Genomic DNA, 13,669 nt, shown 5'->3' with positions numbered 1-13,669 from the left:
GGGAGGGGAACACCACAACGACCCTGTCGCTACATCGTACCTCAGCTATCATAGGAGGAGCAAAATGAAAGCTATTAATCCTGTAACAGCAAAGAAAAGCTCTAGGTACTTAATATAAAGTGCAACGACTTCATGTCTTATGAAAAGAAAAAATGGCTTTTTAGAGGCAAAATGAAAAAATATATAAGGGTAATTTGTTTTTTTAGCTGAAATGGAGAAAAAATTGTCATGAAAGCAACAGATCATCTTTTTTTGGTTGACGGATCAGGCTATGTTTTTCGTGCTTATTATGCTTTGCCGCCTTTAAAACGTAAAAAAGATGGACTTCCTGTAGGAGCGGTAGCTGGTTTTTGTAATATGTTATGGAAATTACTTTGTGATGCTCGTAATACAGCTACGGGTGTTGTTCCAACACATTTTGCTGTTATTTTTGATTATTCATCTAATACTTTTCGGAAGCAAATTTATCCTGAATATAAAGCGAATCGCGCTGAACCTCCTGAAGATCTAATTCCTCAGTTTGCGCTCATACGCCAAGCAACGAAGGCTTTTAATTTGCCTTGTATTGAAAAGGAAGGCTTTGAAGCGGATGATTTAATTGCTACCTATGCAAAATTGGCAACAAAGGTTGGGGCAAAAACAACCATTATCTCTTCTGATAAGGATCTTATGCAACTCGTAAATACGCATGTATCCTTGTATGATGGAATGAAAGACAAGCATATAGGTATCTCAGAAGTTATAGAAAAATGGGGTGTTGCACCTGAAAAAATGATTGATTTACAAGCTTTGATTGGAGATTCAACGGATAATATACCAGGTATTCCAGGCATTGGTCCCAAAACTGCAGCTCAGTTGTTAAATGAATTTGGTTCTCTTGATCTTTTATTGCAACGCGTAACAGAAATTAAACAAACAAAACGGCGTGAAAACATTCAAGCTTATAGAGAACAAGTTAAAATTTCTCGTGAACTTGTTAGGCTTAAAACAGATGTTCCTATAGATAGTGATTTAGATGATTTTATTTTGGAACCACAAGATGGTCCACGTTTAATTGCTTTTTTGAAAGCGATGGAGTTTTCAACATTAACGCGTCGCGTAGCAGAGGCAACGACATGCGATGCCGCTATTATTGATGCACTTGATATAAATGTTGAATGGGAAAAAACAAGCGATGGGCATGATTCTGATATAAAAAACATTGAACACATATCACGTCATAATTTTTCTGAAAACTCTCCACAAGTTTTTGCACAAAAGCGTAAAGATCAAGCACTGACTCAAAAAATTACAAGAGATACTTACACAACAATTCTTGATGAAGAAGTTTTAAAAGAGTGGTTATCACAAGCACAAGAGCAGGGTTTTTTTGCTTTTGATACTGAAACAACGTCTCTTGATCCGATGCAAGCAAAGCTTGTTGGTTTTTCACTTGCATTACAGCCGGGAAAGGCAGTCTATATACCTCTTGAACATTTTGAGGAAAAAGAAGATCTTTTGAGGGGCGGGCGCATTACCTCGCAAATTGAGACCCAAAAAGCTTTAGCACTTTTAAAACCGCTATTAGAGGATTCAGCACTGTTAAAAATTGGTCATAATATAAAATATGATTGGTTAGTGATGAAGCAATACGACATTATGATAAGCTCTTTTGACGACACCATGCTTTTGTCATATGCTCTAGATGCTGGAATGTTAACTCATAATATGGATGATTTGTCTGAACGTTGGCTTGAGCATAAACCAATTGCCTATAAGGATTTAACGCATAAAGGAAAAAAAATTACTTCTTTTGCACAAGTAGATTTAAAACAAGCAACCCTTTATGCGGCGGAAGATGCCGATATAACCCTACGCCTTTGGCAAATTTTGAAACCGCAACTTGTCGCTCAAGGAATGGTAAAAATTTATGAGCGCCTTGATCGACCACTTATAGAAGTTCTTGCAAGAATGGAAGAGCGAGGGATTCTTGTTGATCGGCAGATTTTGTTGCGTCTTTCAGGAGAGTTAGCGCAAGCCGCTTTGATTCTAGAAGAGGAAATTTACAAACAAGCTGATGAAAAGTTTAATCTTGCTTCGCCAAAGCAATTAGGTGATATCCTTTTTGGCAAAATGGGATTGCTCGGAGGTGCTAAGACCAAGGGTGGTCAATGGTCAACTTCTGCACAAACCTTAGAAGAGTTGGCTGCTGAAGGTCATATTTTACCGCGTAAAATTATTGAGTGGCGTCAACTTGCAAAGCTAAAATCTACCTATACAGACGCTTTGCCTTCTTATATTTTTCCAAAAACAGGGCGTGTTCATACGAATTATTCTTTGGCAATAACATCAACAGGTCGGTTATCATCATCAGAGCCAAATTTGCAAAATATTCCAGTGCGAACTGCTGAAGGACGTAAAATTCGAACAGCTTTTATTGCTCCCAAAGGACATGTGTTACTTTCTGCTGATTATAGTCAGATTGAATTGCGCATTCTTGCACATATTGCGGATATAAAAGCATTAAAAGAAGCTTTTGCTAAAGGGCATGATATTCACGCTATAACGGCATCACAAATGTTTGGCGTTGCAATAGAGGGAATGCATTCAGATATACGACGGCGTGCAAAAGCGATTAATTTTGGTATTATTTATGGTATTTCAGCTTTTGGATTAGCCAATCAATTGGGAATTTCACGCCAAGAAGCGGGTCGTTATATTCAACTGTATTTTGAAAGATTTCCAGGAATTAAAGATTATATGGAGAAAACCAAAATCTTTGCACGTGAAAATGGTTATGTAGAAACAATTTTTGGACGTCGTATCCATTATCCAGAAATAAAAGCAAAGAATGTAAAAATTCGTTCTCTTAATGAGCGAGCAGCTATCAATGCTCCAATTCAAGGTTCTGCGGCCGATATCATTCGCCGCGCTATGATACATATGGAAGATGCTTTAAAAGAAGAAAAACTATCAGCAAAAATGTTGCTGCAAGTTCATGATGAACTGATTTTTGAAGTACCAGAAGAAGAAAGTAAAAAAACCATGACTGTTGTTAAAAATGTTATGGAAAATGCTACAATACCGGTTCTATCTTTATCTGTCCCGCTTGAAGTGAAAGTCATGACGGCTCAAAATTGGGATGAGGCACATTAATTTTTTTATTTATTTTTAAGAATGTTGATTGAGTTAGAAAGATTAAGATAGGCTTTGATAGGCAAATGATCTGAAGCAATGCGTGCAAGCGGTGAATGATGATTTTCAATACTTGTTACCAATTGGTGGGGAAAAGCAAAAACGCGATCAAGGGCTAAAAAAGGAAAGCGAGAGGGAAAGCTTGGTACAACTTCAAAAGTGCTATCAAAATAGGGAGAAAAATGATTTAAAGATGAGCCTTTTCCCATCCGCCATTCATTAAAATCTCCAATGAGGAGTGTAGGCATAAGGGGGCGTTTTTGGAAAATTTCAAGGAGCATTTTTGTTTGTTGTTTACGAGAGTAACGTAATAAGCCAAAATGAGCCGCAATAATACGAATAGGGCCTGCTTCCATTTCCAATTCTACAACTACAGCCCCACGTGGTTCAATACTAGGAAGAGTGACTTGTAAAGTATCACGTACATATCCCTTTCGCAAAAAAAGAGCATTCCCATGCCAACCATGGCCATGAGGTGACATAGTATTAAGAGGTACAGGAATCAAACCGGTTTCAGCTTTTAATAGCTGAAGATTAATCAAACCAATGCGTTCTCCAAAACGTTTATCTGCTTCTTGAAGAGCAAGGATATCAACTTGTAATTCAGTAATAACACGGACAATTCTTGTAGGATTAAAAATTTTATCAACACCTACACATTTATGCACATTATAGGAAGCAACGGTCAGATCATAATTACTATTTTGATTGATGATGTTTGATTGATGATGAGAGCGGCTGTGAATTGCCTTAAAAAGGGAGCTGTGGAGTTTTTGTTGGATAAAACTGGTAAACCAAGGGAATTTTTGCTTATAAGGTATTTTTGTCATTTTACGAAAAGAATAGTCCCTAAGAGGCCAAGGGTAAAGACTTACACTAAAAACAAAAGAACCTTGTCTCTTTTAGAAACAAGGTTCTTTAATTAAGTTATGATTTTTGCAATCAATCACGGTTTGAGCCAAGAAACTGTAGCAAGAAGACAAACATATTGATGAAATCAAGATAAAGATTCAATGCGCCCATAATAACTTTACGTCCTTTGGTGTCGCTCTCATCTCCTTCATAATACATCAACTTAATGCTCTGGGTATCGTAGGCTGTTAAACCAGCAAAGATAAAAACACCAATCACAGAGATAGCAAACTGCAAAGCGCTTGATCCAAGAAAAATGTTCACAATCATGGAAAGCAACAAGCCGATCAATCCGATGAATAAGAATGAACCGATTGCTGTGAGGTCACGCTTTGTTGTGTATCCATAAAGTGAAAGAGCTCCAAAAGTTGCGGCGGAAATGACAAAGGTTTGCACAACACTTTCTGTCGTATAGCGCAAAACGATTGAAGACAGTGAAAGACCAACCAGAGCAGCATAACCAAAAAAGAGACTACGAGCAGCATTTGTGCTCAATGTATTAATTTTAAAACTGAGAAATAAGACTGCTATGAGTGGTGCAAACATAACAATATAAGAGAATGGCGATGTATAAAATGTTACTCCAAATGGTGTTAGATAAACACTGCTATTGATTTGAGCTGCTGCTTGGCTCATATCTGTTGTCGTTGCTAATGATACAATTGCATAAGCGGCAGCAGCTGTAATAAGCAAACCAATGGCCATTGCATTGTAGACACCCAACATATAGTCGCGTAATCCCTGATCAATTGATGCATCGGCATGAGAAGCAGGTGCCGAACGTAAATCTTTAAAATTAGCCATAATATAAAATCCTTTAGCATATGTTCTGTCAGGTATAGGGCTTTAAAAGTGTCTCTGTCATTACACAGATAAGCTTGGTATAAGCCTTAATTGGGCAAATACAAAAACCCTTAAGAATCACTGACAGAATTCCAGCATATATGCTCTTATTATGGAGATTTATTTAAAAATTACAAGAGATTTATATGAAGAAGGAACCTTACAAATTGGTAAGGAAATAGTTCATTTTAATAAAAAATATTTCCATTTTTTGCCATATTTTTGCAAGATAAAAAGACTATACTTAAAGGCTTTTCTATTTTCACAGAAACTATGTAATACAATCCCTTATAAGATATCCACTATTTTCGCGCTTATGAGAAGAGCGGCAAGTATCATCGCACTATTTTTCAACTTCCAATATTGCATCTGTTTTGTACGGTTATAAGAGCTATTGAATTGGATTTTTATAATAATTTAATTGATATATAATAATAAACTGTCTTTTTGAGTACTAAATGATACTCTGAATATTGCAAGATTCTCAGGTTTCAAATCTGTTTATATTAATCAATATTATTAACTTGCTTGTGTCTTGCAAGAGACATGTTTTTTATGGATTCAACATGAACAGATTTCAAATAAAAGAGATTTAGGCTGTTAAGGGCTTTTATTCAATATGAAAAAAGGTAATTTCTATTTGAATCCATTTCTTTTGCATTGAGCAAGTGTAGAAATGTAAAGTTGAAAAGACAGTAAGATCGTATAGTCCCATGAAGAGAAACACGTAAAATCACGAGCAATAAGAATTGATTAAGAGGAATCAATTTGTAATCAGGCTTGTGATGATCAAGAATCCCTTGTTTTTAAGGTGATGAGAATATCAATGAGAAGATGTGCGGTTAGAATGACGTTTTGTTTTCATCCAAGTACGCAATTCTTCAATAAGGATGGTAATAACACCAAGAGTGATAAAACTATCTGCAAGGTTGAAAATAGCAAAATGAAAGATATCATCAATATGAAAAAGGATATAATCAGTGACATGATGAAAGCGAATACGATCAATAAGATTGCCTATTGCTCCCCCAATAATAAGGATAAGACCAAAGCGCATAAAAGATTTATTATATTCAGTATTTTTCCATAACCATAAAAGGAAGATAATCACAATGATTGTGATGGTAATGATTCCCCAGTGAGAAAAGGAAGAAAAGAACGAAAATGCAATGCCAGAATTTCGTACATGATAAAGTGAAAGGAAAGGAAAGAAGGGGATTTCTGTTCCTAAAGGCATATTGTGCATAACCCAGTACTTGACAGCTTGGTCAAGTCCTATTGTAAAAACTAAGCCAAGGAGAAGAAAAGGGAGTGATTTACGGATCATATTTTTTCCTCGCATGGTTCTAGTGTTAAATAAGGGCGACGTATTTCATAAAGCATAACAGCTGTTGCTACTGCTAGATTAAGCGAGTCAGCACGTCCACTTTGTGGAATACGCGCAAGTTTATCACACCGACTTGTAAGAATATCTGATAATCCCTGTTTTTCATTTCCCATTAAAAGGATAACAGGACCATTTTTGAAATCAAGAGTCCGATAATCCAGAGATCCTTTGAGGTGTGTTCCAACAATCATACCTTTAAAGTGAGAAGACCAGTTTAAAAAGGCATTTTCATCAAAACGATAAAGTGGTACAGAGAAAATTGACCCCATGGTTGCACGGACCGTTTCAGGCGAGAAAGGGTCTGTTGTTTCACCAATTAAAATAACACCTTTAGCACCTACAGCATCAGCGGTTCGAATAATGGTACCAAGGTTTCCAGGATCACGCACACGATCAAGCGCGATGTAAACATCTTTAATCTGCCCTTTTATCATTTCAAAAGAGTGCCATTTTTGCTTGAAAATACCAATAACTGTTTGTGGATTATCGCGTCGGGTAAGTGATTCCATAACCTTTTGTGAGGCTTTAATCACAAAACCACCGTTGGCTACAGCACGTGCGGCAGTATTTTCGATAGTAGCATTACCGATTTCACTTTTAGAAAAAATAAGCGTCTGTATTGTCCAGCCAAGATTGAGAGCATCAATGACCAATTTCAATCCTTCTGCCATGAAAAGACCTTCTCTATTACGGTTTTTCTTTTGGCTAAGTGCTCTAAGATCTTTTATGATGGGGTTGCTAAGAGAGGTAATTTCTTTCACTCTACCAGTTTTTGGTCTACACATATTCAAGCAATCCAACGGCTAAAAAGAGAAGTAGAAAGAGCTCGTCCTGCAACTTCTTCACGCAAAATGAGTTCTCCTGATTCGACTGTACCACCAAGATTTACAAATGCATCACGCATTAAAGCATGAAGTGCAAAGAAGGAAGCACGAATAGAATAAGCTGTAAGGACAACAGAGAGCGGTTTATCAGAGAGAAGTTTACGACAATTTGTGATCATAGCTGGTAAATGATCAAACAGTTGCCAAATTTCACCATGGGGTCCACGCCCATAAGCAGGGGGATCAAGAAGGATCATATCATAGCTTTTCTTACGACGCAGTTCACGCTCGACAAATTTCATAGCATCATCGCAAATCCAGCGAATAGAATGATCTGGTAATCCTGCTCTTTCTTGATTAGCTTTTGCCCACGCAATGGCTTTTTTAGAAGCATCAACATGGGTAACATTCGCCCCCGCTCGTGCTCCAATCAAAGAGGCAATACCTGTATAGCCAAAAAGATTCAACAATTTTATAGGGCGTTCGGCTTGAACAATTTGTTCTTCCATAGAGCGCCAATGGGCATCTTGTTCAGGAAAAACTCCTACATGACGAAAGGAAGTAAAACGGCCTAGAAAAGACAATCCATTCCAAGCAAGAGCCCATGTTTCATCAAGTGGCTTTTTAGGAAAATGCCAACGCCCAACCCCTTCTTCATCAAGATTTCCTGTGAAAATAGCATCAACATCAGCCCATTGTTTTTGTGGTAAAGCGGGTTTCCATAGTGCTTGACCTTCTGGTCGAATAATACGGTAAGCTCCATAACGTTCTAATTTTTGTCCATGACCAGAGTCAATGAGAGCATAGTTTTCGCTTACACCCGTTTCTAAAATAAGGGGCAATTTTTCCTGCGGATATCTATTGTTATGGGAGGATTGAAAGCATTGTGCGGGCATGTTTTGTATCATGGTATATGAGGTATAAAAATATATTATAAAGCTCTTAAATGTTTCGTAAAAGTGCAAAAAAGCTAAAGTCAATTAAAACATGTATAAAAAAGAAAAAGAGCACTTTTAACTCTGTACTGAATATAAAATACTAAAGATAAAAGATTTCATTTAAATACCATTACACAAGATTTGTGATAGATGTTTTCAATTTTTCAATCTCAGCTTCACTTTTTTTGAGAGCTTTTTTGTATTTGTGATAGGAAAACCAACTGATCAGATTTCCTAATAAAACACCAAAACCAAAGAAAATAAAGAGCCATATAAAGAGGGGAGCATGATAAGTAAAACTTTCAGGATTTGCTCGAAAAGGATCAAGGGTTAACGGGACCATTTGACGATTAGCCACGATAAAAACAATCAAAACCGCTGCGAGAATCACACTGATACTTGTTAGAAGAATACGTTTAATTATCATAAGTTTCTCACTGATTAAGACGGTCGCGTAAATCCTTGCCAGTTTTAAAAAAAGGAATCCACTTTTCTTCAACAGAAACGGCTTCACCTGTTCGTGGATTACGTCCATTACGGGCTGAGCGGCTTTTTACAGAAAAAGCTCCAAATCCACGAAGTTCAACGCGATTGCCATTTGCAAGTGCTGTTGCAATTTCCTCAAAAATAGCGTTTACAATATTCTCCACATCCCGTTGAAAAAGATGCGGGTTATGACGAGCAATAATTTGCACAAGCTCTGATTTTACCACAATAGCCTCACTTTCACACAAAAAAATTTTTGTAATTGTGCACTCCATGCATATTACAATATATAAACGGATAAAAGCAAAATAAAATCAAGAAAAAACAAATTGCAAGAAACAAAATTTGAAAATACCTTCTATAAAGGGTATACAGATTAAAAATGCGGAGGATTTAAGAGATCAGGAGAGTATGTCCGTACACAATCATTATAAAGCCTTTTCAACGCAATCATCTTTTGGAGATGTTTTAAAAAAAGCATCCCGTCATTCGCGTCGCATTAGCATATTAAAAATTTTTTTACCTCTTTTAGCGTTGATTTCAGCGCTGGTTTTTTGCTGGTTTACGTTTTTCTTAGTTCCCGTTACTTCTGATTCTATGCCTTTGAATAATGGAGAAAGTGGCGTGATGAATTTGACGATGCTTAATCCAAAATTAGAAGGGTATACGCGTGCTCATGAACCTTATTGGCTTAAAGCAGAAAAGGCATTTCAAGACCATACACACGCTGGAATGATTGGGTTGCAAAACATTACAGCTAGAGCATTTATGGGCCAACAAAGACAGATTTTTCTCGCAGCACAAGGGGGGGTTTACGATAACATTAATGGTTTTTTACAGTTGGACAAGCCATTCACCATTACGACGAATGATGGGATGATGGTACAATTTATGTCAGCTAGTATTAACTTATCTGAGGGACAGTTAAAAACAGATCAACGTGTTAATATTCAGCAAGCCGGTTTTCATCTTGCCGCAAACGCCTTACAAATTCGAGAAAAAGGAAAAAACATGTATTTCCATGGTGGTGTGCATTTAGTGCTTCAAAAGCAATAACGCAATATCAATACAAATCTTTAAAGGATATTTATAAAGTATGCGTATATACAAACAAAAGAATTGAAATAATGAAATCGTACAAAAGATGGATAGGTGTGATGTTGGCTTTTAGCATGGGAATGTTAGGAGGAGGAGCAGTTTTAGGATATGCTGAAGTGGCCCATTTTGGAATAAGTCTATCTAGCGATAAAGAACCGGTAGAACTTCATGCAGATTCTTTGGAAATACGTGATAAAGAAGGGATAGCGCTTTTTAAGGGTGATGTTTCAGTGGTGCAAGGTGAACGTCTTTTAAGAACGGCAGAATTAGTTGTTTACTACGATAAAGCATATAAAGAAATTGATAAAAACAAGGAAGATACAAAGGCATCATCTGTTTCTTTATTTGGTTCGTCGAGTATACAAAAAATGGAAGCTTTAGGAAAAGTTTATATAAAAATTGCTACGCAAGTTGCTACGGGTGATAAAGGCGTTTTTGATGGAAAGTCAAAAATGATGAGTTTGACAGGGAATCATGTTGTGTTAACTGATGGTGACAATGTGGCAACGGGGTGCAAACTAACGGCAAATATGGAAAGCGGAAAGGCTTTTTTAGAAGGCTGTGAGACGCCTAAGAAAAAAGGTCGTGTTTCTATTATTTTAAAACAAAATCAAAAGAATGGCCATTAAGATTTCATGTTTGGAATCAAAAGAGAAAAACAGACCGATAGATATAATCTTGAAAGTGAAGCTTCAAAAAATCCCTTAAAAGGGACCTTGATTGCCAGTAATTTGATTAAAGTTTATCGAAGAAGACGAACTGTTAATGGTGTTTCTTTTGGTATTCGTACGGGAGAAGCCGTTGGCATTTTAGGGCCCAATGGGGCAGGTAAAACAACTTGTTTTTATATGGTTACGGGGCTCATAAAATCTGATGGAGGATCCATTACAATTGATGGATTTGATATTACGCATCTTCCGATGTATCGACGTGCGCGTTTAGGTATTGGATATCTTCCACAGGAAGCGTCTATTTTTCGTGGTCTTTCAGTAGAAAATAACATTAAAGCTGTTTTAGAGGTCGTTGAAAAAGATCGCCTTAAACAGCGTGAAGAGTTAGATAGCCTTTTACATGAATTTAAAATTGATCATTTACGTAAAATGTCTGCACTTTCGTTATCTGGAGGTGAACGTCGGCGACTTGAAATTGCGCGTGCTTTAGCTTCTCGTCCCCATTTTATGTTACTTGATGAACCATTTGCAGGAATTGATCCTATCGCTATTTTCGATATTCAACAACTTATTCGTCATTTAACGAAGCGTGGCATTGGTGTTTTAATAACAGATCATAATGTGCGTGAGACATTAGGGCTTGTCGATCGCGCTTATATTATTCATACAGGGCGGGTGTTAGTTCACGGTTGTCCTAATGATATTATCAACAACGTTGATGTACGCAGAATTTATTTAGGAAATCAGTTTTCTCTTTGATTTTAGAGCTTTCACGAGTTTCCATTTAAGTTTAACCAAACATTATTACTGAAAATCTCCTTATTTATGCCAAAACTTCTTTTATGACTATAACCTTAGAATGTTTTTATTGAGTGGTGAAAAAAGCTTCATCATTAAAGAGTTAGTTTGTTGTTTTATAAGTTTAGCTTACTCATGATCGTATCATAGAAAATATATCACTAGATTAACGTGATAATGAGTGATAAACGAAACTCTCAATAAGTGCGTGTGTTATTGAAAGGTAAGAGGTATTTATCATATTTTTCTCTGTCGAATCAAATAATATATCGATGATGCTGTTTTAGGTATTTTAATAGGATCACTGGTTATATATTGCGGTTATTCAATAGGAGTTGTCGTATTTTATTGGTTTATATAGCCCTATTTAAAAATAGGAGCTTGGCTACAGATATCAGGCTAAATCTATAAATCTTTTAAAATAACCATTAAATCTCTAAAAACCTTTATATTCTTGTTATAAGGCGGTATTCAAGCTATACAGTAATTTCCAAAATAAAGGTCCATTTTGCTCAGTATGCTTTTCATCTTAATTTAAGGGATCATTTTTAAAGAAAGAAAAACTCTGATGGCGAATTATACATCAATTCTTATGACAAGTTTAATAAATTTATGAATAATGACCTTTGTCTAGAGTCGTAAGGAAATTAACTTTATGAGCAACTTCATTTCTTTATTTTCTCATGCCGTTAATGAGAAGCTAAATACCATTTATCGTTGTGTTAAAAGTGATATGACATGTATTGAGTTATCATCCGTTCTAAATTGAAAAACAACAGCATATGCGATGTTGCGAAAAGTGAAAGAACATTAAATATCTATACCGTTTATAGGTTTATTGATGAGCATTTGAGCGTGTAAGAGGAAAATTAAAGTATGAATTTGAGTGAGTTAATAGCACCGGAAGCGATCATTCCGGCTCTTAAGGCTAATTCGAAAAAACAAGTTCTACAAATTTTAGCCGAAAAAGCGTCACAGCTGACAGGTCTTAGTGAGCATGTAATTTTTGATGTTGTTTTGCAACGCGAGAAGCTTGGTTCAACGGGTTTGGGTGGTGGTATTGCGATTCCTCATGGGAAATTACCTGATATTGATCGGATTGTTGGTATATTTGCGCGTCTTGAAAGTCCTGTTGATTTTGAAGCTCTCGATGACGAACCTATAGATCTCGTTTTTCTCCTTTTGGCACCTGAAAATGCTGGTGCAGATCACTTAAAAGCTTTATCACAGATTGCACGTGTTTTGCGTCATGCTGATGTTGTACAAAAGTTGCGCAATACGCATAATGCCAATGCGCTTTATGCTTTATTGATTCAGACTTCAGAATCAAATGCGGCTTAAAAGGTATTATGAGCGTATAAATTGCGATGTATGCACCACAGAGCATAGGAAATAATATAATTTGCATCTTAAGACTAATAACAAAAGGTTACGTCATGAGATTTTAAAAGTCATTTCTAAGTGAATCTTCTTTTTAAAGAGCGAGCAACAAAAACGAAGGGCTTGTTCTTTCTTATTCTTGTATATTAAAGCATCCAATTATTATGGTCATGAATTTTTTTATCCTATTATACTGTAAAAACATTAGCATTTGAGGTGTGGTGAGATAAAACCTGTAAGTCTTCTTAATATATTAAGTGCTTTTAGAGTGCGTGGTAAATATTCTTAAGCAGGACTTATTTGTAGAGCCTTTAGTTAAGTGAATCACATTAGAGGGAAGGCAAGAGGAACTCGGCTCAACAAGAATCCAAACTTTTTATACACCAGATTGGGTTAAGAATCTTCGCTCTTTGAGGGTGGGAAAGACATCAATAGAAAAGTTTATTCGTGCATTGAATTTTTTTGTAAATTAATTTTAAGTATTTAGGGATAATATTATTAAGATTCAGGTAGAAAATAAGGGATACTGTATCCTGTGTGTATCAATATCTTGATTTATAAAGATAATTCACATATTTTACATGTTGAATGAGAGCCCCGAATATCATAAGATTCCCTCATGCCGAACCTATTTATGTTGAATCAATCAAAACCATTCACTTACACGATTACAATCGAGGAAAGCCGTGTGGATAAGACTGTATGAGAAATGAGTAAAAATGCTTCTTATGAACAGTCTCAAGTGCCAAGGGCTATAGCAATATTGGAAGCTGGCAAAGTGTGATTAAGTATGATTTAGATGTCAGCTGTTATATAGAGCTCATACTAAAAAATAATTTTGTACGGTAAGAATGAAAACTATACCTTTAGGTTGGATGAAAGAGTTTTTGTGCATAAGAAGATTTATTCAAGTGTCATTAATTGATTAAAATGTTGTTAAAAAAACGCTAATGTTAGAACTGCTATAGAAAAAAGTTTATATTTCTTTTTATGAATTACTTAGAAATAAGATAAGGGGACTTGTCAAAAAATTCTTAAAACGTTTTTGGTAACAGAAAGAAAGGAATTGTCTAATACATTCAAAATAATATGTTTAAGCTATTATAAGCGACTAGAATCACTTTAGAACTTAAAAATTGGAGATGAAATATATAGGAA

General features: G+C 36.0%; 11 protein-coding genes and 1 pseudogene. 5 read left to right on the top strand and 7 right to left on the bottom strand.

Features of this window, described 5'->3' with window-relative positions; translation table 11 throughout:
- The first annotated feature begins 228 nt into the window (after window positions 1-228).
- The gene (gene polA, locus ACFILW_RS01535; protein WP_375684963.1) at window positions 229-3,135 is read left to right on the top strand and encodes a DNA polymerase I; all 2,907 of its coding nucleotides are present in this window, start codon (window positions 229-231) and stop codon (window positions 3,133-3,135) included.
- A 5-nt stretch (window positions 3,136-3,140) separates the two neighbouring features.
- Here the strand turns inward: polA and ACFILW_RS01530 are convergent, their stop codons facing one another.
- From ACFILW_RS01530 to ihfB, 7 genes are all read right to left on the bottom strand, one after another.
- Window positions 3,141-4,004, bottom strand: a complete 864-nt coding sequence (locus ACFILW_RS01530) for an endonuclease/exonuclease/phosphatase family protein (protein WP_375622050.1) — start codon at window positions 4,002-4,004, stop codon at window positions 3,141-3,143.
- A 112-nt stretch (window positions 4,005-4,116) separates the two neighbouring features.
- Window positions 4,117-4,890: a Bax inhibitor-1/YccA family protein gene (locus ACFILW_RS01525; protein ID WP_375684962.1), complete on the bottom strand. Its 774-nt coding sequence runs from the start codon at window positions 4,888-4,890 to the stop codon at window positions 4,117-4,119.
- Window positions 4,891-5,752: 862 nt separating this feature from the next.
- On the bottom strand, window positions 5,753-6,256 hold the full coding sequence (lspA, locus tag ACFILW_RS01520) for a signal peptidase II (protein ID WP_375645636.1): 504 nt from the start codon (window positions 6,254-6,256) through the stop codon (window positions 5,753-5,755).
- Window positions 6,253-7,101 carry a TrmH family RNA methyltransferase gene (locus tag ACFILW_RS01515; protein WP_375622047.1) on the bottom strand — a complete coding sequence of 283 codons (849 nt, stop codon included), beginning with the start codon at window positions 7,099-7,101 and terminating at the stop codon, window positions 6,253-6,255. Before ACFILW_RS01515 ends, lspA begins: the two co-directional genes overlap by 4 nt.
- A 2-nt stretch (window positions 7,102-7,103) precedes the next feature.
- A complete protein-coding gene (locus tag ACFILW_RS01510) occupies window positions 7,104-8,036 on the bottom strand; it encodes a class I SAM-dependent methyltransferase (RefSeq protein WP_375622046.1) in 933 nt (310 codons plus the stop codon).
- A 172-nt stretch (window positions 8,037-8,208) separates the two neighbouring features.
- Entirely contained in the window at window positions 8,209-8,505 is a 297-nt protein-coding gene (locus ACFILW_RS01505; RefSeq protein ID WP_375622045.1) for a LapA family protein, read from the bottom strand.
- 7 nt (window positions 8,506-8,512) lie between these two features.
- On the bottom strand, window positions 8,513-8,791 hold the full coding sequence (gene ihfB, locus ACFILW_RS01500; RefSeq protein ID WP_273790186.1) for an integration host factor subunit beta: 279 nt from the start codon (window positions 8,789-8,791) through the stop codon (window positions 8,513-8,515).
- A 184-nt stretch (window positions 8,792-8,975) separates the two neighbouring features.
- Between ihfB and lptC the strand changes: the two genes are divergently transcribed.
- The 4 genes and pseudogenes from lptC (at window position 8,976) to ptsN (ending at window position 12,472) form a co-directional block, all read left to right on the top strand.
- On the top strand, window positions 8,976-9,620 hold the full coding sequence (gene lptC / locus ACFILW_RS01495) for an LPS export ABC transporter periplasmic protein LptC (protein ID WP_375622044.1): 645 nt from the start codon (window positions 8,976-8,978) through the stop codon (window positions 9,618-9,620).
- A 71-nt stretch (window positions 9,621-9,691) separates the two neighbouring features.
- Complete coding sequence (locus ACFILW_RS01490; protein ID WP_375622043.1) at window positions 9,692-10,291, top strand: LptA/OstA family protein; 600 nt, start codon at window positions 9,692-9,694, stop codon at window positions 10,289-10,291.
- A gap of 75 nt (window positions 10,292-10,366) precedes the next feature.
- Window positions 10,367-11,092, top strand: a pseudogene (gene lptB, locus ACFILW_RS01485) (LPS export ABC transporter ATP-binding protein); the annotation flags it as partial.
- Window positions 11,093-12,007: 915 nt separating this feature from the next.
- Window positions 12,008-12,472 carry a PTS IIA-like nitrogen regulatory protein PtsN gene (gene ptsN, locus ACFILW_RS01480; RefSeq protein WP_375622041.1) on the top strand — a complete coding sequence of 155 codons (465 nt, stop codon included), beginning with the start codon at window positions 12,008-12,010 and terminating at the stop codon, window positions 12,470-12,472.
- Window positions 12,473-13,669 lie beyond the last annotated feature (1,197 nt).

Source organism: Bartonella sp. TT110JLCBS, assembly GCF_042193405.1.
GTDB lineage: Bacteria > Pseudomonadota > Alphaproteobacteria > Rhizobiales > Rhizobiaceae > Bartonella.
The sequence above is the reverse complement of the archived record's forward strand: the minus strand, read 5'-3'. Positions and strand labels throughout refer to the sequence as shown.

What these genes read in the sequence shown, in the direction of transcription:
- lspA (WP_375645636.1), bottom strand. Translation starts at nt 6,256, where the DNA reads ATGATCCGTAAATCACTCCCTTTTCTTCTCCTTGGCTTAGTTTTTACA.
- ACFILW_RS01515 (WP_375622047.1), bottom strand. Translation starts at nt 7,101, where the DNA reads ATGTGTAGACCAAAAACTGGTAGAGTGAAAGAAATTACCTCTCTTAGC.
- ACFILW_RS01505 (WP_375622045.1), bottom strand. Translation starts at nt 8,505, where the DNA reads ATGATAATTAAACGTATTCTTCTAACAAGTATCAGTGTGATTCTCGCA.
- ACFILW_RS01525 (WP_375684962.1), bottom strand. Translation starts at nt 4,890, where the DNA reads ATGGCTAATTTTAAAGATTTACGTTCGGCACCTGCTTCTCATGCCGAT.
- lptC (WP_375622044.1), top strand. Translation starts at nt 8,976, where the DNA reads ATGTCCGTACACAATCATTATAAAGCCTTTTCAACGCAATCATCTTTT.
- ACFILW_RS01510 (WP_375622046.1), bottom strand. Translation starts at nt 8,036, where the DNA reads ATGCCCGCACAATGCTTTCAATCCTCCCATAACAATAGATATCCGCAG.
- polA (WP_375684963.1), top strand. Translation starts at nt 229, where the DNA reads ATGAAAGCAACAGATCATCTTTTTTTGGTTGACGGATCAGGCTATGTT.
- ptsN (WP_375622041.1), top strand. Translation starts at nt 12,008, where the DNA reads ATGAATTTGAGTGAGTTAATAGCACCGGAAGCGATCATTCCGGCTCTT.
- ACFILW_RS01530 (WP_375622050.1), bottom strand. Translation starts at nt 4,004, where the DNA reads ATGACAAAAATACCTTATAAGCAAAAATTCCCTTGGTTTACCAGTTTT.
- ACFILW_RS01490 (WP_375622043.1), top strand. Translation starts at nt 9,692, where the DNA reads ATGAAATCGTACAAAAGATGGATAGGTGTGATGTTGGCTTTTAGCATG.